Genomic DNA, 22,951 nt, shown 5'->3' on the forward strand with positions numbered 1-22,951 from the left:
TCGAACGGCTGGTCAGGGTGCTAGTCGGAGTCCTTGGAACCCAGCGTGGTCTTCTGGACCTGCATCAGGAACTCGACGTTGGACTGCGTCTCCCGGATCTTGTTGGTGAGCAGCTCGAGTGCCTGCTGGGTCTCGAGACCCGACAGCACGCGGCGCAGCTTCCACATGATCTTGACCTCGTCCGGCGAGAGGAGGTTCTCCTCGCGGCGCGTACCGGAGGCGTTGACGTCCACGGCGGGGAAGATCCGCTTGTCGGCCAGATGGCGCGAGAGGCGGAGCTCCATGTTGCCGGTGCCCTTGAACTCCTCGAAGATGACCTCGTCCATCTTCGAACCGGTCTCCACGAGTGCGGTCGCGAGGATGGTGAGCGAGCCACCGTTCTCGATGTTGCGTGCCGCACCGAAGAAGCGCTTCGGCGGGTAGAGCGCAGCCGAGTCGACACCGCCGGAGAGGATGCGGCCCGACGCCGGGGCGGCCAGGTTGTAGGCACGGCCCAGTCGCGTCATGGAGTCGAGGAGCACGACGACGTCCATGCCCATCTCCACGAGGCGCTTGGCGCGCTCGATCGACAGTTCCGCGACCGTGGTGTGGTCATCGGCGGGGCGGTCGAAGGTCGAGGCGATGACCTCGCCCTTCACGGTCCGCTGCATGTCGGTGACTTCCTCGGGACGCTCGTCCACGAGGACCATCATGAGGTGGACCTCAGGGTTGTTGATCGTGATGGCGTTCGCGATCGCCTGCAGGATGAGCGTCTTGCCGGCCTTGGGCGGCGAGACGATCAGGCCACGCTGGCCCTTGCCGATCGGTGCCACGAGGTCGATGACACGCGGTCCGATCTTCTTCGCGTCCGTCTCGAGGCGCAGGCGGTCCGAGGGGTACAGCGGCACGAGCTTCGCGAACTCGACGCGGTCCTTGAGATCCTCGGCGGGCTTGCCGTTGACCGTGGTGATGCGGACCAGCGCGTTGAACTTCTGGCGTGCGCTCGCGGCGGTCTCCCCCTCGCGGGGTGCCCGGATGGCGCCGACCACGGCGTCGCCCTTGCGGAGGTTGTGCTTCTTGACCTGCGCCAGGGACACGTACACGTCGTTCGGGCCCGGCAGGTAGCCGCTGGTGCGCACGAAGGCGTAGTTCTCCAGCACGTCCAGGATGCCCGCGACGGGCAGCAGGACGTCGTCCTCGGTGACCTCGACGTCGTCGACGTCCGGCTGGTTGCGCCCACGACGACGGTCGTTGCGCTCGTTGCGGTCGCGGAAGCGGCTGTTGCGGTCCTCGGGGCCGGCGGTACCGTTGCGGCCCGCGCGGTTGCGGCGGTTGCGTCCGCGACCCTCGTCGTCGTTCGCTCCGTTGCCGCGGTTGTCGCTGCGCTCGGTGCCGTTGCGTCCGCCGTCGTTTTGGAAGTCGTTGGCCGAGCCGTTGCCGGAGCCGTTGGCTGATCCGTTGTTCGAGCCAATGTTCGAGCCGTTGTTCGAGCCGTTGTTCGAGCCGTTGCCGACACTCTCGTCGCGGCCGTTGCGCGACCTGTTGCGACGCTCGTTGCGCTCGCCGCGGGTCTCGCCCTGACCGGTCTGCTGGCCGTCGTTCTGCGCGTCCTGCTGACCGGACGTGCGGAGCTCGCCCTGCTGGTCGCCCTGGTTCTGTGCGTCGGAGCGGTCCTCGCCCCGGCGGCTGCGGCGGTTGCGCTGCCCGCGGCCTTCCTGGCGTTCGCCGCGCTCCTGCTGCTCGTCCGTTGCGTCGGACGGATCGACGGTCGAGGTGCGCGAGCTGTCGCCCGCGGCGTCCCGGCCGGTCTGGGTGTCAATGCGCGTGTCCGCGACGACGGCGTCGTCGGCCACGGGAGCGGCGACCACTCCGTCGCTGCCCGCACGCCGGTTGCGGTTGCGGGTCCGGGGCTGGCGCTCTGCCGGGGCGGACTGCTCGTCCTGCGTCGGGGCGGCGGGCTGCTCGCTCGCGGCCGGCGATGCCGACTGTGCCGGAACATCGGCGGTGTCGGTGGTGCGCTCGCTGCGGACGACGGGCCGCTGACGGTCCGCGACGGCCGAGCCGCGCTGGTGGTCGGAGATGGCCGAGACGAGATCGCCCTTGCGCATCCGGGATCCACCGGTGATGCCGAGCTGGCCCGCCAGCGCCTGGAGCTGCGCGAGCTTCAGGCCTGCGAGACCGCTGCTCTTGGAAGTAGCTGCTGAAGATGCGCCGTTAGCGTCGGCGTCCTGGGTTGCCACACCTGGTAACAGGTCGGTGGTTTCAGTCACGAAGGATCCTTCCCCCTCGTCGGGCGGCCACTCGATGAGTGGTCCGCGGTGGTTTGCCCCGTGCTGCATTGGAAGCAGGCGGGGTCCAGCCGTGCCGGGTGCTGGGTGGCAGTGGCTGGGCGAACTGGAGCCTGAGGATGTCGCTGCGTCAGGCCGCGAGGCGCACGCAGAAAAGTTCGGAGGCTACACCGGAGGATGTACTACTGCTGATGAACCTGCAGCTTGTGCGGCGGTCCGTAGATCAGGACGGCCGGCTCAACAGAAGCACCCGATGCCTGCGACGGGGGCTGGAACCTTCGATGGACGCCAACTCCGCGAGACACGGCAGATCCGCCTGAGCGGTTCCTACCCTTGATGCACTCTCACTTTAGCACCTTCCCGCTCGACTGACAGCCGGAGAATCCGCCATCCGCCAGGCGTGTCGCCCTGCGCCACGAAGGTCCTGATGAGCTCCCCGGCCTCCTCGGCACGGTGCTGCCCGACCGCCAGGGTCAGGACGCTCGGCCCCGCTCCGGAGATGGTGCTCGCGAGACCGGCGGCCCGGAGGGCGCGCAGCAGGGTGGCACTCGGGAGCATCGCCTGCGCGCGGTAGTCCTGGTGCAGGGCGTCCTGCGTGGCGGGCAGCAGCAGGGACGGATCGGTGGTCAGCGCGTGGACCAGGAGCGCCGCGCGGCCCGCGTTCGCCGCCGCGCTGCGGTGCGGGACCGACGGCGGCAGGAGGGCACGGGCACTGTCCGTCGCGAGCGAGGCGACGGGCACCGCCAGCACGGGCACGACGTCGGGATGCACCTCCGCGCGTGCGCTGCGATAGGCACGCCCGCTCTCCCAGGAGATGGCGAGCGAACCCGCGAGCGAGGGTGCCACGTTGTCGGGGTGCCCCTCGATCGCCGCGGCCCACTGCAGCAGGGCCTCGGCGTCCAGGCGCTCGCCGGCGGGCAGCAGCGCGTTGGCGGCGAGGACCCCGGCCACGATCGCGGCGGCGGAGGAGCCGAGGCCGCGTGCGTGGGGAATGACGTTGACCGTCTCGAGCTCGAGGCCCGGAGCACGCCGTCCGGCATGGTGGAGCGTGCTGATCAGGGCTCGCGCCACGAGGTGGTGCTCGTCGGTGGGGAGGTTCCCCACGCCCTCACCGGTGGCGCGCACCGTCGTCGCGCCCGCGTCCGTGGTCCTGACGCGCACCACGTCGTGGAGCGAGAGCGCGAGTCCGAGGGTGTCGAAGCCCGGCCCGAGGTTCGCGCTCGTGGCGGGGACGGTGACCTCGACCTCCTGGCCCGTCGCGACGACCGGCAGGTCCAGCACGTCGGCCGGAACGGGCGTCACGTGGAGGCCTGCCACCTCAGTCCTCGAGACCGAGGGCCGCGGCGACGCTGACGACGTCGAACTCCACCTTCGTGGGCTCGACGTCGGAACCGTCGACGGTGCGGAGGGCCCACTGGGGGTCCTTCAGGCCGTGGCCCGTCACGGTGATGACGATGGTCTTGCCCGTGGGCACGGCGCCCTCGGCATGCTTCTTGATGAGTCCGGCCACACCGGCGGCGGAGGCGGGCTCCACGAACACGCCCTCGCGGGAGGACAGCCAGCGGTGGGCGTCGAGGATCTCCTCGTCCGTCACCGCCTCGATGAGCCCGCCGGACTCGTCGCGTGCAGCCACGGCGAAGTCCCAGGACGCCGGATTGCCGATGCGGATGGCGGTCGCGATGGTGTCCGGCTCGGTGATCGGGTGGCCCTTGACCAGGGGCGAGGCGCCCTCGGCCTGGAACCCCCACATGATCGGGGTCCGCGTGGCGACGGCCGGCAGTTCGCCGTGGTGCATCGAGGCGTAGGGCGCCGCGTACTCCGTGTAGCCCTTCCAGTACGCGCTGATGTTGCCCGCGTTCCCCACCGGCATGAGGTGGTAGTCGGGAGCGTCGCCGAGCGTGTCCACGACCTCGAACGCGGCCGTCTTCTGGCCCTCGAGGCGCGCGGGGTTGACCGAGTTCACGAGGAACACGGGGTAGGACTCCGCGAGCTTCCGAGCGACATCCAGGCAGTTGTCGAAGTTGCCGTTCACCTGGAGCAGCTGCGCCCCGTGGGCGATCGCCTGGCTGAGCTTGCCCATGGAGATCTTGCCGTCGGGGACGAGGACGGCGCAGGTGATCCCGGCCTGCGTGGCGTACGCCGCCGCGGACGCCGAGGTGTTGCCGGTGGAGGCACAGACCACGGCCTTGGCCCCGGCGGCAACGGCGGCGGTCATCGCCATGGTCATGCCGCGGTCCTTGAAGGACCCCGTGGGGTTCATTCCCTCGACCTTCAGGTACACCGTGCATCCCGTGAGCTCGGACAGGTGCTGCGCGAGGACCAGCGGCGTACCGCCCTCACCGAGGGTGATGACCTCGGTGGAGTCGCTGACGGGCAGGCGTTCGGCGTACTCGCGGATGACTCCGCGCCACTGGTGTGCCACTTAGATTCCCTCTACTCGGAGGACGGATGAGACGGCGGTGATGACGTCGAGCGCGGCGACCTGCTTCACCGTCGCGGCGAGGGACGCCTCGGGTGCGCGGTGGGTGACGATGCGCAGCTCGGCGGTGGTGCCGCCGTCGGGCCCGCCCTGGTGGATGCGCTGGCGCATGGTCTCGATGGAGACGTCGTTCTCCGCGAAGATCTGCGCGATCCGCGCGAGCACGCCGGGCTGATCAGCGACCTGCAGCCCGATGCAGTAGCTGGTGCGCACGGTGTCGATGCTGAGCGGTGGGACGTGGCCCGTCGTGGTCTCGGTACGGCCGGGGCCGCCGAGCACCATGCGGCGCGCCGCGCTGACGACGTCGCCCAGGACGGCCGACGCGGTGGGCGTGCCGCCCGCGCCCTGACCGTAGAACATCAGCTCCCCCGCGTTCTCCGCCTCGATGAAGACGGCGTTGAACGCGCCGCGGACGGCCGCGAGCGGGTGGGTACGGGGCAGCAGGGTCGGGTGCACGCGGACTCCGACGCCCGCGGCGCCGTCCTCACCCGTCAGGATCTCGGCGATGGCCAGCAGCTTGATGACGTAGCCGTCCTCGGCGGCGGCCTTGATGTCGTCCGCCGTGACCGAGGTGATGCCCTCGCAGTGCACGTTCTCGAGGGCGAAGCGCGTGTGGAAGGACAGGGAGGCGAGGATCGCGGCCTTCGCGGCGGCGTCATGGCCCTCGACGTCGGCCGTGGGATCCGCCTCCGCGTAGCCGAGGTCCTGTGCGGCCTTCAGGGCGTCGGCGAAGGAGGCGCCCGTGGAGTCCATCTGGTCCAGGATGTAGTTCGTGGTGCCGTTGACGATCCCCAGCACGCGCGTGATGCGGTCCCCGGAGAGGCTGTCCCGGATGGGCCGGAGGATCGGGATGGCTCCGGCGACCGCGGCCTCGTAGGAGAGCTGCACGCCCGCCTTGTCCGCCTGCTCGTAGAGTTCGGGCCCGTCCTGCGCCAGCAGAGCCTTGTTACCGCTGACGACTGTGGCCCCGTGCTCGATGGCACGGAGGATCAGCGATTTCGCCGGTTCGATGCCGCCCATCAGCTCGATCACGATGTCCGCCCGCTCGACGAGCGCCTCGGCGTCGGTGGTCAGGAGCCCTGCAGGGAGGTCCACCTCGCGCTCGGCGTCGAGGGTGCGAACGGCCACGCCCACGAGGTCGAGCGGCGCCCCGGCGCGGCGGCCGAGGTTCTCGGCGTCCTCGAGGAGGATCCGGGCCACCTGGGAACCGACGTTCCCGCAGCCGAGCAGGGCCACACGCAGCGGCTGGGACGAGGGCGTTGCTGGCACATTCATGCTGTCCGTGAGGCTCCTTGTTCCGGGGCTTGTTCCGAGGCGGTCGCTTCCGGCGCGCCCGGGGCGGGCTCGCGCTGGACGTCCCTGCGGAACAGGTCCTCCTCGGTCTCACCGCGGACGATGAGCCGCGCACGGCCGTCGGCGACCGCCACCACGGGCGGGCGCGTCAGGTAGTTGTAGTTGCTCGAGAGCACCCAGCAGTACGCTCCGGTCCCCGGGACGGCGAGGAGATCGCCGGCGCCGGTGTCCTCCGGGAGGTAGACGTCACGCACCACGATGTCACCGCTCTCGCAATGTTTCCCAACCACGCGCGAGAGGACGGGCTGGGCGTCGGGCGTCCGCGAGGCCAGGACGGCGGAGTAATCCGCGCCGTAGAGCACCGGACGGGCGTTGTCGCTCATCCCGCCGTCCACCGACACATAGCGTCGCGGATGCGTCACGGAGGTGTCGTGCACGGTCTCGGAGCCGTTGGCCGAGGCGTCCACGCGCACGGTCTTGGTGGTGCCGGTCGTGTAGAGCGTGAACGTGGTGGGACCGACGATCGCGCGGCCGGGCTCGATCGAGATGCGCGGCACCCGCAGGTCGAGGTCGCGGCAGGTGTCCCCGACGACCGCCGCCATCGCCCGGGCGATCTCCGCCGCGGGGCGCGGCTCGTCCGCCTCGGTGTAGGCGATCCCGTAGCCTCCCCCGAGGTCCAGCTCCGGGAGCTCGACGCCGTGCCGGTCGCGGACCTCCGCGAGGAACCCGAGGAGCCGCTTCGCGGCGAGCTCGAAGCCCTCGGACTCGAAGATCTGGGACCCGATGTGGCAGTGCACGCCGAGGAGGTTGATGCCCGGGTGGGCCAGGGCGTCCGCGACCGCGCGGGCGGCGGGCGAGGAGCCGCCGTCGTCCTTCCCGCCTGAGAGGTCGTGTCCGGGACCCTGCTCCGTGCTGAGCGAGAGTCCGAACTTCTGGTCCTCGTGAGCCGTGGCGATGAACTCGTGCGTGTGCGCGTGGACACCCGGGGTCAGTCGGATCATGACGTTGGCGCGGCGTCCGCGCTCGACGGCGAGGTCGCCGACCAGCGCCACCTCCTGCAGGCTGTCGACGACGATGCGGCCGAGGTCCGCGTCGATGGCCCGCGTGATCTCCGCTGCGGACTTGTTGTTCCCGTGGAGTCCCAGGCGGTTCCCGGGCATGCCTGCGCGCAGGCCGACGGCGAGTTCGCCGCCGGAGCAGGTATCGAGGCCGAGGCCCTCTTCCCGCACCCAGTGGGCCACCTCGGTGCAGATGAAGGATTTACCTGCGTAGAAGACGTCGACTCCCCCGCACAGCTCACGGAAGGCATCGTTGAACGCGTCGCGGAAGGTGGCGGCGCGGGAGCGGAAGTCCCGCTCGGACATGACGAAGAGCGGCGTGCCGTACTGGGCGGCCAGGTCCTCCACGGAGACGCCGTCGATCGTCAGGACGCCGTCGCTCCTCCGCTCGACGTCCTCCGCCCACAGCCTCCGCTCGAGCTCTGCCGGGTGCTCGGGCACCGTCAACCAGGAGGGCGCCAGGGGCGAGCTCCCCCGCCGAGTCGCTGTCTCGTGCACGGTCACATCCTCTCCGGGGCCGAGACACCGAGCAGCCGGAGGCCGTTGGCGAGGACCTGCTGCGTGGCGTTGTTCAACCACAGGCGTGAACGGTGGACGTCCTCGACCGGGGCATCGCCGATCGGGGACACCCGGCAGGCGTCGTACCAGCGGTGGTAGGTACCCGCGACCACCTCGAGGTGGCGCGCCACCCGGTGCGGCTCGCGGAACGAGGCGGCCTGCGCCACGACGCCGGGGAATTGGCCGAGGGCGGCCAGCAGCTCGCCCTCCGTGGGGTGGCCGAGCGACGCGGCGTCGAAGAGGCCGGTGTCGACTCCCGCCGCGACCGCGTTGCGGGCGACGGCGTGCGTGCGGGCGTGGGCGTACTGCACGTAGAACACCGGGTTCTCGTTGGTGCGGCGCGTCAGCAGATCGAGATCGATGTCGATGTTCGAATCCGCCGAGAACCGGCCGAGCGTGTAACGGGCGGCGTCCACACCCACGGCGTCCACCAGGTCCTCGAGGGTCACCACGGTGCCGGCGCGCTTGGACATGCGGACGGGCGCGCCGTCCTTCATGAGATTGACCATCTGTCCGATCAGCACCTCCACGGTGGCGGGATCGTCACCGAGCGCCGCGGCGGCGGCCTTCAGGCGCGCGACGTACCCGTGGTGGTCGGCGCCCAGCATGATGATGTTCAGGTCGAAGCCACGGCGACGCTTGTTGACGAAGTACCCGATGTCACCGGCGATGTAGGCGGGCGTCCCGTCGGACTTGATGACCACGCGGTCGCGGTCGTCCCCGAAGTCGGTGGACCTCAGCCACCATGCGCCGTCCTCGAAGAACAGGTTGCCGGAGGTCTTCAGCTGCTCCAGGAGCCCGCCCACGAAGTCGTCCTCGAAGAGCGAGTGCTCGTGGAAGTAGACGTCGAAGTCCACGCCGAAGTCGTGCAGCGACTTCTTGATGTCGGTGAACATGAAATCGACACCGACGGCGCGGAACCGCTCGACGGCGTCCGGCTCCGTGAGCGCAAGGACGTCGGGCTCCGCGCTGACGACGCGCTGCGCGATGTCCTCGATGTACTGTCCGCCGTAGCCGTCCTCGGGGGCAGGGCGGCCCGCGGCGCTCGCGTACAGCGAGCGCGCGAAGCGGTCGATCTGCGCACCGTGGTCGTTGAAGTAGTACTCCCGGACCACCGACGCACCCTGCGACTGCAGGATGCGCGCGAGGGCGTCACCGACGGCGGCCCAGCGGGTACCGCCGATGTGGATGGGGCCGGTCGGGTTCGCCGAGACGAACTCCAGGTTGATCTTCTGTCCGGCGAGCGCCTCGCTGCCGCCGTAGGCGGGGCCGGCCTCGACGATGGTGCGGGCCAGCTCGCCGGCGGCACCGGCGTCGAGCGTGATGTTGAGGAAGCCGGGACCGGCGATGTCCACGCTCTTGACGCCATCGATGCCAGCCAGGCGGTCGCTCAGGATCCGCGCGAAGTCACGGGGGTTCATGCCGGCCTTCTTGCCGAGCTGAAGGGCGATGTTAGTGGCCCAGTCCCCGTGCTCCCTGTTCTTCGGCCGCTCCACGCGCACCTCGGAGGGGAGCTCGATGCTGATGTCACCGGCGTCGAGGGCGTCCTGCAGGCATGCGGAAATAGCGGCGGAGAGTTCTTCGGGAGTCACCCGTCAAGCATAGCCGCGGGGCCCCTCAGGCCCCGATTCGGGGGGCCGCCGGGCACTCGCCTCCTGGTCGGCTTCCCTCGAGGGGAGGGCCAGGTCACACCCGAGGGGGTCCGCAACCGTCCGGAGCCCCTCGGGGAACGAATCGAGGGTGGAACGGCGATCACCCGCGATACGTTGGACCCGCCAGTCCGTCGGAGCGTGTTCCTCGCCCGATCATTTCCCGCGACGCACCAGGAGAACCGATGACGACCACACGGACGGCCACGCGCCGGACCACCGATTCCGCGACCACCAGCTCCTTCCCCCTTCACAAGCGGGTGCTGACGGCACTCGCGGCCGTCTCGATCCTCGGAGCGGCCGGGTGCGCCGGCGCCGAAGCGGAAGCGCCAACCACCGAGACGTCCGCCGCGGACGCCCCTGCGGCGGAGACCAGCGCGGCTGCGCCCGAGACCTCCGCCGCACCCGACGCCGCGGCATCGAGCGACGCTGCCGCTCCGACCACCGAAGCAGCGGCCGACCAGACCTACACCGACGGCGAGTACACGCAGACGGGTGGGTACCAGTCCCCCGCCGGCCCGGAGGAGGTGGGCGTCACGGTCACCCTCGCCGCCGACGTCGTCACCGCCGTCACCGTGGAGCCGATGCCGGACAACCCCACCACCGAGCAGTACCAGGGCCAGTTCGCCGGGGGCATCTCGGACGCGATCGTGGGGCAGAAGCTCGACGACATCACGGTCGACAAGGTGGCCGGCTCCTCCCTGACCAGCGGCGGCTTCAACGAGGCCCTCGGCAAGATCAAGAGCGAAGCGCAGATGTAGGAGGTACGGGCGTGGCGGATTCCTTCAGCTTCGAGGCCATCGGCACCCGCTGGCGCGTGGACACGCGCCGCGAGTTGCCGAGGTCGCAGCGGGAGGATCTGTTGCGCCTGGCCGAGGAGTACGACGTCCTCTACTCACGCTTCCGGGCGGATTCGGGCGTGACGGCGCTCGCGGCGTCGGGCGGGACACTCGCCCTCCCCGGACACGGCGCCGACCTCGGACGCCTGCTGCGGTCCCTGCACGACGCCACCGGGGGTGGGGTCTCCCCCCTCGTCGGGGACGGCCTGGCGGCGCAGGGCTACGACGCCGACTACTCCTTCGTCACCACGAAGGCTCCTGCTCCGGCGCGCGCCTGGACGGACGTCCTCGACTGGACGGAGGACGGCGTCACGCTGCACGAGCCGGCCATCCTGGACGTCGGGGCGGCCGGCAAGGGGCAGCTCGTGGATCTGATGCTCCAGCAGCTGGTCGACGCCGGGCACGACGACGTGATCGTCGACGCCAGCGGTGACATGCGGCGCGTGGGGCCCGGGAGCATCTCGGTCGCACTGGAGCATCCGTACGACCCGACGTCGGCGATCGGCACCGTGCCCCTGGGCACCGGTGCTCTCTGCGCGTCGGCGTCGAACCGCCGCGTTTGGGGGGATGGGCTGCACCACGTGCTCGACGCGCGCACCGGCCACTGCGTGGACACCGTGGTGGCCACCTGGGTCCTGGCGGAGGACGCCATGACCGCGGACGGACTCTGCACGGCCCTCTTCCTCGCCGATCCCGGCGACCTCGCCGCCGACTTCGCCTTCGACTACGTCCTCGTCTACTCGGACGGGCGAGCCCGCTACTCCGCACCCCTCTCAGGAGCACTGTTCCCATGACCGCTGTACTCGACGGCCTGCTGGGCCGCATGACCATGTACCGGTTGACCCTGGTGCTGCTCCTGACCCTCACGGTGGAGGCGTTCGTGCTCTCCTTCGCCGGCCTCTTCGCCTACACGCCCACCGTGCTCGCCGGGACCCTCGTGGCAGCCGTGGCCGGCACCTTCGTGGGAACACGGCTGATGGCGCTGATCCTGAGGCTCCGGCCCCACGGCGACTCCTCGCTCATCACCGGACTGATCCTCTTCCTGATCATGTTCCCGCAGGGGACCGCCGCCGGCCTCGGCGGTATCCTCGTCGCCGGACTCGCAGCGGGTGCGTCGAAGTACGTCCTGGCCGTCCGGGGTCGCCACATCTTCAACCCCGCCTCCACCGGTGCCGTGGTCGCCACGCTGCTCGGCGTCGGCGTGGCCGGCTGGTGGGTCGCCAACGCCTACATGCTGCCGGTGGTCGCTGTGGGCGCCGCGCTCCTGCTCTACCGGACGCGCAAGGTGTCCATGGGAATCGTCTTCATTGCAGTGGCCGTCGGCATCCTGGTCGTCAACCTCCTGCAGAGCGGGATGACCGTGGGCCCCGCCCTGCAGCTGGTGCTGACGTCCTACCCCGTGCTGTTCCTCATCGGCTTCATGATGACGGAGCCGCTCACGCTCCCGCCGCTGCGGTGGCAGCAGTGGCTGTTCGCGGCGATCGTGGCCGTCGTGTTCGCCCTCCAGATCTCGATCGGCCCGGTGTTCCTCGGTCCCGAGTTCGCGCTCGTGATCGGCAACGCCGTGGCGTTCCTCATGGGTCAGCGGCGCGGCGTGAAGCTGAACTTCGCCGGGTCCCGGCAGCTCACACCCACGAGTACCGAACTGGTCTTCGAGCCCTCCCGCCCCGTGCGCTTCCACTCGGGCCAGTACATGGAGCTCGACCTCCCGCACGGGGGTGCGGACCGCCGCGGCCGGCGCCGCGTCTTCAGCATCACCTCCGCGCCACAGCGGACCGACGCCGTCACCTTCGGCCTGCGCACCTCGGACTCGGGGAGCTCGTTCAAGAAGGCGCTGCTCGCGCTCCCGGAGAACGCACGCATTACCGGCACGCTCGTGGGCGGCGACTTCCGGCTGCCGCGGGACGCCTCCGCTCCCCTGCTGCTGGCCGCGGGCGGCATCGGCGTGACCCCGTTCATCAGCCAGCTCCGTGACCTCGCCAACCGCGCGGAGGAGCGCGACGTCGTCCTCGTCTACGTGGTGCGCAGCGGCGAGGAGATCGCCTTCCGCGACGAGCTGGTGGCACTCGGGACCCGCGTGGTGCTGTTCGTGACCGGCGACGACGCAGCCGACGCTGCGGCCCTGCCGGTCGCCTGGACGTTCGGCGGCACCGTGGCAGGGGCGGACGAACTGCTCGCGGCCGTCCCCGACCTGAAACGACGCAAGGTGCTCGTCTCCGGCTCGCCCTCCTTCATCGCGGGGATCCGCGCGACGGTGCGGAAGGCGGGTGTCTCGCGGGTGCTCACGGACGCGTTCCTGGGCTACTGACCGTCGGGCTGTCCAGCCGTCGGCGGGCCTGCGGCCACGCCCCGACGAAGCGTCTCGTGCCCGTCGACCGCCGGTCGCGTGCCCGTCGCGCGGCTCTCCCGGGTTCTTCCTGACCGGCGCCACCTGCTAAGCTCTTGACGTCCCGCAAGGGCACGGCCGAGCCGTGTCTGCCTTCGTAGCTCAGGGGATAGAGCGTCTGCCTCCGGAGCAGAAGGTCGTAGGTTCGAATCCTATCGAGGGCACAGATCCACCCATCGGGTAGACCGCCGTCGGCCATCAGGCCGGCGGCGGTTTCGTGTTTGGTAGGCTCCACGCCATGCGGCCCCCACCGGGTGGCCACGACCTACCGACGGGGGACACCTGGGGATGGACGGCTCGCGCCGGCATGATCGCCGTGCGGTCGGCCTGCCCGCCCTGCTGACGATCCTCGTGGTGATCACCACGATCCTCGCGGCAGGCCTGCTCGGTGAGTTCACCGCCGACCCCGTGCTCGACGGACCCGTACCCGTGACCGAGCGCACGGTTGCTCCACTCCCCTCGGCGACTCGGACGACCGAACAACCCGCGGAAGCGCAGGACCGTCTGGAGATCGACGGCGGAACGCTCGTGGCGACCGCCCTGGTGATCGTCCTGGCCCTCCTCGCCCTCCTGGTCCGCGTGATCCTGAGCCTGCGCCGGGGCGCGGGTGACCGACGGCGGGACGTCGAGCGGGCGGATCTCCAGCCGGACGGTGTGGCAGCTCGGCTGGAGGAACAGCTGCCGGCCTGGACCGTCACCGCACGCACGGCCCTCGAGGAGGACGTCGACACCTCGGACGCCGTGATCCGCTGCTGGCTCGAACTCGAGCGGTCCTGCGCCGCGGTGGGCGCGGCGAGGCGGCCCACGCAGACGACGTCGGACTTCGCGGCGTCCGTGTCAGCGGCTCTCGCCGTCCCCGAGCAGCCCCTCGCGACCCTCACCGTCCTCTACCAGCGGGCGAGATTCGGGCGTACCGGCGCCGGTGAACGCCTGACCACCGATGATCGTGACGCGGCCCTCGCCTGCGTGACGGCACTGTCCGCGGCGCTGGATGCCCGGCGTGCCACGTCGGGCGGACACCCGTCCCGGGAGCGGCCGTGAAGCGCTCCGCGTGGGCGATCACCGGGGCGGCCGTGCTGCTCGCGCTCGTCGCCGTCTGGTTCTTCGGTCTCGGTGCCCCGCACGCCGTGGTCCTCGTGGGTGCCGCGGTCGCCGCCGGCGTCGCCAACGGCCTGCTCGAATACGTGGACCTGCGGCGCCCTGTCCTCGCGGCGGTCCCGGCGCCGGCCCGCGGCCTCGCCGACGTCCAGGCGCTCGAGTTCTCCCTCACGTCCGGAGAGCCCGGCGCCCGCGCCCTGCTCGAGCTGCACACCGTGGGCAGGCTCCTCGTGGCAGCGAGACCTGACGCGGAGCTGAGCGACCCACTGGTGTCCTTCCTCGCGGCGGCCCGGCCGCCCACGCTCACACACCGGGAGCTGGAGGGATTCCTCCGCGAACTCTCCGCCGCCGGTTCGGGCGGCGAGCAGGTGGGGCGGCCGTGACGCCGCACGAACCACTGGACGGACCGCCCGGAGGGCATCCAGCGCTCCGACCGGCGACCCGCTCGACAGACACCCACCCCGGATCTCCAGGAGTCACGATGACCACCCCACAGCACCGCGCCGATACCGCTCGGGCGGGCCGGGAGGTCCTCGACCGCACCGGCACCGTCGTCGTCGGGGTGGAGGGCCCGCTGCGCCTCGCACTGGCGGCCGTGCTGGCAGGCGGCCACGTCCTGTTCGAGGACCTGCCCGGACTGGGGAAGACCCTGGCCGCCAAGACGCTCGCCCAGGCACTCGGCCTGCAGTTCAGCCGCCTCCAGTTCACGCCGGACCTCTTGCCGAGCGACGTCACCGGGAGTTCGATCTTCAACCCCGCCACGCGTGAGTTCGAGTTCAAGCCCGGGCCCGTCTTCGCCAACCTGTTCCTCGCGGACGAGATCAACAGGACGTCCCCGAAGACGCAGTCCGCGCTGCTCGAGGCCATGGCCGAATCGCAGGTCACCGCCGAGGGCACCACCCTGCCGCTGCCGCAGCCCTTCCACGTGTTCGCTACCTCCAACCCGCTCGAGTTCGAAGGTACCTATCCCCTGCCGGAAGCTCAGCTGGACCGCTTCATGGTGCGGCTGCGATTCGGCTACCCGGGCCCCGGCGGCGAGGAGGACATCATCCGACGCCGGATCGCCCGCCGTCGGGACGCGACGCAGGTGGAGAGCGTGACGACCGTGGAGGGCGTGCTGGCACTCCAGGCCGCGGTGGAGACGGTCGACGTCGACGCCGACGTCATCGACTACGCGGTGCGGCTCGCTGCGGCCACGCGCGAGCACCCCGCCGTCGAGGTGGGTGCGTCACCGCGCGGGTCCCAGGCGCTGGTGCTGCTCGGGCGCGCGCTGGCCGTGCTCGACGGCCGGGACTTCGTGCTCCCGGAGGACGTCGTGGAAGGCGCCGTGCCCGTGCTGGCGCACCGGCTCATGCTCACGCCGTCGGCCTGGGCGCAGGGGGTTGCGACCGAGCAGCTGGTGCGCGACGCCCTCGGCAAGGTGCCCGTGCCGTCCACTGCTCCCCGTGCCTGAGCACGGCGCCACGCGGTGGCCGGCAGCGCAGGCCCTCGCCGCCATCCTCGCGTTGCTCTGCCTCGTCGTCGGGCTGGCCGCGGGCCGGCCGGACGTGGCGGCCCTCGCCACCCCGCTGGCCCTCCTCGCCCTCGCCGCCCAGGTGCCGTCGGGGAGGCACCTCGGTGCGCCCCCGGTGATCGGTGCCGAGGGCGGTACCACCGCGGAGGGGGACGTCCGTCTGGTCCTCGCCCCAGCCGAGGGCACGACGCCGACAGCGCGCCGCCTCGTGGCCACGACCCTCGCCACGCCCGGCCTCCGGGGCCCTGCCGACGGGCTCCTCCTGCGCGACGACGAGGAGTGCCCGCTGCTCGTGGAGGCCCCGCCGTCGGGGGAGGTGGCCGTCCTCGCCTACGGCACCGCCGCGCTCGGCGCCGACTTCTCCGACCCCACGCCCTTCGTGCAGGCCCCGCCCGTGCGGGTCGGCATCCTCCCGCCCGTCCGCGCACGGCTCGCCCGCCCGGTGTCGCAGCGGCTGGCCGGCGTCACCGGGAGCCACGTCTCGCACCGCCCGGGTGAGGGCGGGGAGCTGCGGTCGGTGTCACCGCGACAGCCCGGCGATCCGCTGCGGCGCATCGACTGGCGTGCCACGGCACGGCGCTCCACGGATCAGGACCGCCTGATGGTGCGCCGACAGTTCGCCGACGCGGAAGCCTCCGTGTTCCTCGTCGTCGACTCCGGGCAGGATGTCCCGTCGGCCACCGACGACTGGTTCGCGGGCACGCCGCGCCCCTGGGCGGCCGGTTCGCTGCACCTCGCCCGCGTGGCGGCGACGGCGGTGGCGGCCTCCTATCTCTCGGTGGGCGATCGCGTGGGTCTCGACGACCTCTCCGGAACCCGCAGGGCCCTCCGCACCGCCTCCGGGACGCGGCACCTGGAACAGATCAGAGCGCGCTTGACCGGGACGGCGGTGACCCGACGGGCCGGCCGGCGCCGCGATCCCGTGCCCCCGCCAGGTGCCGTGGTGCTCGTGTTCTCCACGTTCCTCGACGATGAGGCCGCGCGGCTGCTCCACCTGTGGCACGCGCAGGGCTTCCTCGTGGTGGGCGTCGACTGCCTGCCGGCCCTGGTGCGCTCGGAGTCCTCGCCGGCGCAGGCCGGAGCGGTGCGCCTCACGCTGCTCCGCAGATCGCTGGGACTCGAGGCCCTGCGTCGCGACGGCGTCGCCGTGCTCACGGCGGGCGGTCGTGGAGCGGGCGGTGGCGAAGCGGGCAGTGGAACGGGTACTGGGTCGCCTGGCATCACCGGGGCCGACGACGCGGGGCCCGGCGCTTCGGCGGACCACCCTGCGCGCGTGGGCGGGGACCTCGTGGAGGGCCTGCTGCTCCTCACCCGGACGGCTCGACGTCGGGCCGGTCAGGGTAGAGCCCGCCCTGCCTCGACGGGCACGGTCCGCCCTGCGGGGAAGGGCACGCCATGACCTCACGTTCCGGCCACCGGATCGCCTGGCTCCGTGGGCGGCTGCTTGCCGCGCGGCCCGTGGAGGATGCCGTGCACCGGGTGCGCCCGGACCGGAGCGGACTCGTCCCGCTGATCGTGCTCCGCCTTCTGGCCGCGCTCGTCGCCCTCCTGCTCGGGGTGATCGTCTGGAACGGGTCGGCATGGATCGCAGCCCCCCTCCTCCTCGTGATGGCCGCCGCCTTCCTCCCCTCGCTCGGTCTGGTGACCCTCGCCCTGCTGCTCCTGGTGGTCTCCTACGCGGTCAACATGCCGGCCGGATCCTTTTGGCTGCTCGCCTTCGTGGCAGGGCTGCACGCGGTCTTCGTGCTGTACCTGCTCCTGCTGCACCTGCCGATGAGGGGCTGGGTCAGCGTCGCGGCCCTGGTGGAACTCGCGCGCAGCTTCCTGCGCATCCAGCTCGTCGCGCAGCCCGTGGCGCTGCTCGCGCTCCTCGTCGACGACGCCGGGTCGAGCCTGGCCGCGGTGATCGTCGGCGTCGCATCGCTCGCGGGGTGGGCGCTGTGGCTGGTGGGTGCGGGGCGCACCCCGCGGACCTGACGCAGGACCGGGCACTGCGGACCGGTCCTGTCCGCAAGCGGTCGTACGCTGGCGGCATGATCGAGACCTCGGCGCGCCTGCTGCATCTCCTCTCGCTCCTGCAGATGCGGCGGGAGTGGACGGGGCCGGCGCTCGCGCAGCGCATGGGGGTCACCGAGCGGACCGTGCGGCGTGACATCGGCAAGCTCCGGACGCTCGGCTACCCCATCAACGCCTCCCCCGGGATCGCCGGCGGCTACCAGCTGGGCGCGGGCGCCCAGCTCCCCCCGCTCCTGCTGGACGACGACGAGGCGCTCGCCGTCGCCATCGGCCTGACGGCCGTCACCGCGAGTCCCGTCTCCGGCGTGGGTGAGGCATCGGTCCGCGCCCTCACGAAGCTCGAGCAGGTGCTGCCGCCCAGGCTGCGGCCGCGCTTCTCCGGGTTGCGATCCGCCGTGACGCGCATGGCGGCGGCGAGCACGCCGGTCAACCCCGAAATCCTGACCGGTTTCTCGGCGGCCATCACGGAGCGGCGCTGCGTCGCCTTCCGCTACGACCGCCACGACGGCGAGTCCTCCCGCAGGGTCGTGGAGCCGTACCGCCTCGTGGACACCGGCAGGCGCTGGTACCTCGTGGCCTACGACCGCTCGCGCGAGGACTGGCGCACCTTCCGGGTGGACCGCTGCCAGAGCGTGCCGGTGGCCCGCGAGCGCTTCCTACCGCGGCCGCTCCCGGCGGCGGACCTCGCCGCCTACGTGCAGAGGTCCATCACGCGCTCGCCCTACGGGTACGACGCCGTGATCCGCTTCCACGCCCCGCTCGAGGAGTTGCAGGCCCGGGTGCCGCCGAACACGGGCACACTCGAGGCCGACGGCGAGAACCACACCGTGCTGAAGGCGGGGTTCGACTCCCTCGACTTCCCGCTGGCGTACGTCGCCGCCTGGGACATCGACTTCGAGGTGCTCGAGCCGCCCGAGATGCGGGAGCGCGCCGTCGTCCTCGCCGATCGCCTCCGACGGTCCGGGGCGGGGACACGCTTGCAGGCGCCCGGCTCCGACTGAGCACCGGGACCGCCCTGCCGGGAGCAACTAGACTGGCAGGCAACCATGGCACTGACACTCTCCTACCCCGCGGACCTTCCTGTCTCGGAACGCCGGGCAGACATCATGGCGGCGATCGCCGCCAACCAGGTCACCATCATCGCCGGCGAGACCGGCTCCGGGAAGACGACGCAGATCCCGAAGATGTGCCTCGAGCTCGGCCTCGCCGAACGCGGGCTGATCGGTCACACGCAGCCGCGCCGGCTCGCCGCCCGCACCGTCGCCGAGCGTATCGCCGAGGAACTGCAGGTGCCCCTCGGCGAGGAGGTCGGTTACCAGGTCCGCTTCACCGGGTCCGTGGGCCGGAACACGAAGATCAAGCTGATGACGGACGGCATCCTGCTCGCCGAGATCCAGCACGACCGCATGCTGCGGAAGTACAGCACGATCATCATCGACGAGGCGCACGAGCGCAGCCTCAACATCGACTTCATCCTCGGGTACCTCAAGCGGATCCTCCCGCAGCGTCCCGACCTCAAGGTCATCATCACCTCGGCCACGATCGACCCCGAGCGGTTCGCCGCGCACTTCGCCGCCGACGCCGCCGTCGAGAACACCTCCCCCGCACCGATCATCGAGGTCTCCGGGCGCACCTACCCGGTGGAGATCAGGTACCGGCCGCTCGACCAGCCACCCGGTGGGCTCGACGACGGCGACGGCGGTGCGGACACCGAACTCGAGGAGGAGCGCGACCCCCTCGATGCCGTGTGCGATGCCGTCGACGAGCTCGCCCTCGAGGCGCCGGGCGACATCCTCGTCTTCTTCTCCGGCGAGCGCGAGATCCGCGACGCCGCCGACGCCCTGCGCGCACGTATCCAGTCGACGCACCGGCTGCGGGGCACGGAAGTGCTCCCCCTCTTCGCACGGCTGTCCCTCGAGGAACAGCACCGCGTCTTCCGCCCCACCGGCAACCACCGGAGGATCATCCTCGCCACCAACGTCGCGGAGACGTCCCTGACGGTGCCCGGGATCAAGTACGTGATCGACACCGGGACCGCCCGCATCTCGCGGTACTCCCACCGCACGAAGGTGCAGCGCCTGCCCATCGAGCGTGTGTCCCAGGCGTCGGCGAACCAGCGCTCGGGCCGTAGCGGCCGTGTCTCCGACGGCATCGCCATCCGGCTCTACTCCGAGGAGGACTACGCCTCGCGCCGCCCCTTCACCGAACCGGAGATCCTGCGCACCAGCCTCGCCGCGGTCATCCTGCAGATGGCGGCCATGGGCGTCACGCGGAGCCCGAAGGACATCGCGGAGTTCCCGTTCGTCGAACCGCCGGAGACCAAGGCGATCAACGACGGCGTCGCACTGCTGCGTGAACTGGGGGCGCTCAAGGACGACGGCAGCCTGTCCGGCGTGGGTCGGAAGCTCGCGCAGCTCCCCGTGGATCCGCGCCTCGGCCGCATGATCGTCGAGGCCGGCGCACGCGGCTCCGTCAAGGAGGTCATGGTCCTAGCAGCCGCACTGACCATCCAGGACCCCCGCGAACGGCCCTCGGCCGACCAGCCGGCGAAACAGCAGCAGGCCGCGGAGAAGCACAAGCGCTTCGTCGACGAGAACTCGGATTTCACCGCCTACCTCAACCTGTGGCGGTACCTGCAGGAGAAGCAGAACGAGCTGTCCTCCACGCAGTTCCGGAAGCTATGCAAGGCCGAGTTCATCAACTACCTACGCGTCAGGGAGTGGCAGGACCTCTTCCAGCAACTGCGCCAGCTCGCGAAGCCGCTCGGCATCACCCTGCCCGCCGGGCCCGTGGACCCCGTGGGCCTGCACGAGCAGATCCACGTGAGCCTGCTCTCGGGCCTGCTCAGCAACATCGGTCTCTACGACCAGCGGAAGCGCGAGTACGCCGGCGCCCGCGGCACCCGATTCGCCGTCTTCCCCGGGTCGGCGCTCTTCAAGAAGTCACCCGACTGGGTCATGGCCGCCGAGCTGGTCGAGACCTCACGGCTCTGGGCCCGGGTGGTCGCCCGCATCGACCCCCTGTGGGCCGAGCAGGTGGCGCCGCACCTCGTGAAGCGCACCTACAGCGAGCCGCACTGGTCGAAGAAGATGGGCTCGGTCATGGCCTACGAGAAGGTCACGCTGTACGGCGTGCCGATCGTGCCGCAGCGCCGCATCAACTACGGGCGGATCGATCGCGAGGTGGCCCGCGAGCTGTTCATCCGGCACGCGCTGGTCGAGGGCGACTGGAAGACGCACCACACGTTCTTCAGCCGCAACCAGGCACGTCTCGCCGAGGTCGACGAACTCGAGAACCGCCTGAGGCGTCGGGACCTGAGGGTCGACGACGAGACCCTGTTCGAGTTCTACGACCAGCGGATCGGCCCCGAGGTGGTGTCCGAACGGCACTTCGACATCTGGTGGAAGAAGGCGCGCCACGAGTCCCCCGACCTGCTCGACTTCGATCCCGAGCAGTTGCTCAGCCAGGACGCGGCGGAGCTCGACGAGAACGCCTTCCCCAGCACCTGGAGGCAGGCGGGCTTCGAGCTGCCGCTGGCCTACGAGTTCTCGCCGTTGACACCGGGCGCGCACGACGGCGTCACCGTCACCATCCCGGTGCTGTTCCTGAACCAGCTCGACCCCAGGCCGTTCCGCTGGCAGATTCCGGGCCAGCGCGTGGAACTGGTCACGGCCCTGATCAAGTCCTTACCCAAGCAGGTACGGAAGAACTTCGTCCCCGCGCCCGACGTCGCGCGCACCACCGTCGCGACGCTCGCCACCGACTTCGACCCGAGCACGGACGACCTCGAGGCCTCCTTGGAGCTGGCCCTGCGGCGGCTGCGCGGACACATCATCCCGCCCGGCTCCTGGAACTGGTCCGCCGTCCCGCAGCATCTGCTCATGATGTTCCGGATCGTGGATGCGGACGGGCGCGTGCTCGACGAGTCACGCGATCTCGAGGCGCTGAAGGAGTCCTTGGCGCCGGCCGTCAGCCGGGCGATCGCCCAGTCGCTCGGCGCGAGCCCCGGCAGCACGCGCCCGAGTGGGTCATCGCGTGGGTCGTCCAGTGGTTCAGCGGGTGGTTCAGCGAGAGGTTCGGGACGCGGCGGCAGGAACGGCAGCGGGGCGGGCGCCACCGGCCCAGGGGGGCGGAACGATGCCCACCGTGAGCCCGTCGCCGCCGGAGGAGGTGGCTCCGGGAACCGGCAGGCAGCCGGTGCTGCCGCGATGACGCGCAGCGGCGGGGTCACCGTCGCCGAGGCTCCCGCGGTCGCCGAGCGTACAGGCGAGAAGGCGTGGGTGTTCGGCACCATCGAGCGCGAGGTCTCCCGCACGGTGGGCGGCCACCGTGTCACGGGCTTCCCGGCCCTCGTCGACGAAGGCACCGCCGTCGGCCTGAAGGTGTTTCCCGACGCCGGCCAGCAGGCCACCGTGATGCGCGCCGGGATCATCCGGCTCCTGTCCCTGCGCATCCCCAGCCCCGCGAAGTACGTGCTGGAGCACCTCAGCAACACCGAGAAGCTCACCTTCAGCCAGAATCCGCACGGCAGCGTCGCGGAGCTCATCCGTGACTGCTCGCTGGCCGCGATCGACAAGCTCGTCCCCGAGGAGCTGCCCTGGACCGAGGAGGCGTTCTCCCGGCTGTACGAGGAGGTCCGCGCCGAACTGATCGACACGGTCTTCACGGTCACCGCCACGGTGGAGAAGGTGCTCGCCAGTACGCGCCGCATCCAGAAGCAGCTCAAGGGCACCACGAGCCTCGCGCTGATCTCCGCGCTCAACGACATCCGCAGCCAGCTGGAGCACCTCGTGTACCCGGGCTTCGTCGCGGCGACGGGATACGCCCAGCTGGCGCATCTGCCGCGCCACCTGCGGGCCATCGAGGTCCGGTTGGAGAAGCTGCCCACGAACGTGCAGCGCGACGGCGTCGGCATGGCGGCGGTGCAGCGCCTGGAGGACGAGTACGACGACGCCGTCGCCTCGCTCGCGGCCGGGCGGCACCGGCCGGAGAGCCTGCGGCGAGTGCGCTGGATGATCGAGGAACTGCGCGTCAGCCTCTTCGCCCAGGACCTCGGGACGGCGTACTCGGTGTCGGAGAAGCGGATCAGGACGGCGCTGAACGAGGCGATGGCCTCGGCGCGGTAGGAGCTGCCGCCGTCCCCGGCCGTCCGTTCCGGTCAGGCGGGGACGAACGCGCCGTGACCGGCGTCGCGCAGGGCCGACCGCAGCGTCTCGGCCGCCTCGTCCATCGCGGCGGGGTCCGGGGCCAGGTCCACGCGCTTGACGTCGAAGTCGGCGGGCGACTCCGTGGGCCACACGTGCACGTGGAGATGCGGTACCTCGTAGCCCTCGAGGAGGACTCCCACCCGTTCGGCCCCGAACGCCTTCTCCTGGGCCGTGCCGATCGTCTGCGCGACGGCCATGACCTTGGCCAGCGTTCCCTCGTCGGCCCGCAGCCAGTGCTCGATCTCCTGCCGCGGCACCACGAGTGTGTGACCCGGCGTGAGCGGCGCGATCGTGAGGAAGGCGACGACGTCGTCGTCCTTCCAGACGAACCGCCCCGGGATCTCGCCGTTGATGATCTTGGTGAACAGCGTGGTCATCGGGACTCCTGGTTCTGAGGTGCGTGCTGGTGCTGGATCCGGGCTCGGGCGAGCAGCGCCGGCGGGCAGCTGCACCGCGCCGCGCAGCGGAGGTGGTGCAGGGCGTCCTGGGCTCATGGCTACGACGCTACCGCGCCACTCCTCCGCCCCACCAGCACATCACGCGGGACGCACGGAGGGCGGGACACCCGTGCGGCGTCCCGCCCCCTGG

Annotated in this window: 17 protein-coding genes and 1 tRNA gene; 11 read left to right on the forward strand and 7 right to left on the reverse strand. The window is 71.1% G+C overall.

The genetic code is table 11. The annotated features are described in order from the left end of the window. Positions 1-20: 20 nt before the first annotated feature. The 6 genes from rho to argS all read right to left on the reverse strand — a co-directional run bounded on the left by rho (position 21) and on the right by argS (position 9,247). Positions 21-2,249: a transcription termination factor Rho gene (gene rho, locus AC4D16_RS03920; protein WP_490954014.1), complete on the reverse strand. Its 2,229-nt coding sequence runs from the start codon at positions 2,247-2,249 to the stop codon at positions 21-23. Between the two features lie 345 nt (positions 2,250-2,594). Continuing rightward, positions 2,595-3,584, reverse strand: coding sequence for a homoserine kinase (gene thrB, locus AC4D16_RS03925; protein WP_490954015.1), 990 nt, complete (start codon positions 3,582-3,584; stop codon positions 2,595-2,597). 1 nt (position 3,585) lies between these two features. Then, the gene (gene thrC / locus AC4D16_RS03930; protein WP_490954016.1) at positions 3,586-4,689 is read right to left on the reverse strand and encodes a threonine synthase; all 1,104 of its coding nucleotides are present in this window, start codon (positions 4,687-4,689) and stop codon (positions 3,586-3,588) included. Then, a complete protein-coding gene (locus AC4D16_RS03935; RefSeq protein ID WP_490954017.1) occupies positions 4,690-6,021 on the reverse strand; it encodes a homoserine dehydrogenase in 1,332 nt (443 codons plus the stop codon). Continuing rightward, complete coding sequence (gene lysA, locus AC4D16_RS03940; RefSeq protein WP_490954018.1) at positions 6,018-7,595, reverse strand: diaminopimelate decarboxylase; 1,578 nt, start codon at positions 7,593-7,595, stop codon at positions 6,018-6,020. The genes AC4D16_RS03935 and lysA overlap by 4 nt, the downstream gene beginning before the upstream one ends. 2 nt (positions 7,596-7,597) lie before the next feature. Then, a complete protein-coding gene (argS, locus tag AC4D16_RS03945) occupies positions 7,598-9,247 on the reverse strand; it encodes an arginine--tRNA ligase (protein WP_490954019.1) in 1,650 nt (549 codons plus the stop codon). A gap of 242 nt (positions 9,248-9,489) precedes the next feature. Between argS and AC4D16_RS03950 the strand changes: the two genes are divergently transcribed. The 11 genes from AC4D16_RS03950 to hrpA all read left to right on the forward strand — a co-directional run bounded on the left by AC4D16_RS03950 (position 9,490) and on the right by hrpA (position 22,282). Further along, positions 9,490-10,065, forward strand: a complete 576-nt coding sequence (locus tag AC4D16_RS03950) for an FMN-binding protein (protein ID WP_490954020.1) — start codon at positions 9,490-9,492, stop codon at positions 10,063-10,065. An 11-nt stretch (positions 10,066-10,076) separates the two neighbouring features. Then, positions 10,077-10,937: an FAD:protein FMN transferase gene (locus AC4D16_RS03955; protein ID WP_490954021.1), complete on the forward strand. Its 861-nt coding sequence runs from the start codon at positions 10,077-10,079 to the stop codon at positions 10,935-10,937. After that, a complete protein-coding gene (locus AC4D16_RS03960) occupies positions 10,934-12,451 on the forward strand; it encodes an FAD-dependent oxidoreductase (protein WP_490954022.1) in 1,518 nt (505 codons plus the stop codon). The genes AC4D16_RS03955 and AC4D16_RS03960 overlap by 4 nt, the downstream gene beginning before the upstream one ends. A gap of 169 nt (positions 12,452-12,620) precedes the next feature. Next, positions 12,621-12,693, forward strand: a tRNA-Arg gene (locus tag AC4D16_RS03965). Positions 12,694-12,817: 124 nt separating this feature from the next. Next, a complete protein-coding gene (locus tag AC4D16_RS03970; RefSeq protein ID WP_490954023.1) occupies positions 12,818-13,570 on the forward strand; it encodes a DUF4129 domain-containing protein in 753 nt (250 codons plus the stop codon). Then, entirely contained in the window at positions 13,567-14,010 is a 444-nt protein-coding gene (locus tag AC4D16_RS03975; protein WP_490954024.1) for a hypothetical protein, read from the forward strand. Before AC4D16_RS03970 ends, AC4D16_RS03975 begins: the two co-directional genes overlap by 4 nt. Before the next feature lie 98 nt (positions 14,011-14,108). After that, entirely contained in the window at positions 14,109-15,080 is a 972-nt protein-coding gene (locus AC4D16_RS03980) for an AAA family ATPase (RefSeq protein ID WP_490954025.1), read from the forward strand. Beyond that, positions 15,073-16,539 (forward strand): DUF58 domain-containing protein, encoded by a 1,467-nt coding sequence (locus AC4D16_RS03985; RefSeq protein ID WP_490954026.1) that lies wholly within the window; start codon positions 15,073-15,075, stop codon positions 16,537-16,539. The genes AC4D16_RS03980 and AC4D16_RS03985 overlap by 8 nt, the downstream gene beginning before the upstream one ends. Beyond that, positions 16,536-17,117: a hypothetical protein gene (locus AC4D16_RS03990; RefSeq protein WP_490954027.1), complete on the forward strand. Its 582-nt coding sequence runs from the start codon at positions 16,536-16,538 to the stop codon at positions 17,115-17,117. Before AC4D16_RS03985 ends, AC4D16_RS03990 begins: the two co-directional genes overlap by 4 nt. Before the next feature lie 56 nt (positions 17,118-17,173). Then, positions 17,174-18,157 (forward strand): helix-turn-helix transcriptional regulator, encoded by a 984-nt coding sequence (locus AC4D16_RS03995; protein WP_490954028.1) that lies wholly within the window; start codon positions 17,174-17,176, stop codon positions 18,155-18,157. A 45-nt stretch (positions 18,158-18,202) separates the two neighbouring features. Further along, complete coding sequence (hrpA, locus tag AC4D16_RS04000) at positions 18,203-22,282, forward strand: ATP-dependent RNA helicase HrpA (protein ID WP_490954029.1); 4,080 nt, start codon at positions 18,203-18,205, stop codon at positions 22,280-22,282. A gap of 32 nt (positions 22,283-22,314) precedes the next feature. Here the strand turns inward: hrpA and AC4D16_RS04005 are convergent, their stop codons facing one another. Continuing rightward, positions 22,315-22,740, reverse strand: coding sequence for an HIT family protein (locus tag AC4D16_RS04005; protein ID WP_490954030.1), 426 nt, complete (start codon positions 22,738-22,740; stop codon positions 22,315-22,317). Positions 22,741-22,951 lie beyond the last annotated feature (211 nt).

Source organism: Arthrobacter sp. TJ-236 (genome assembly GCF_058269235.1).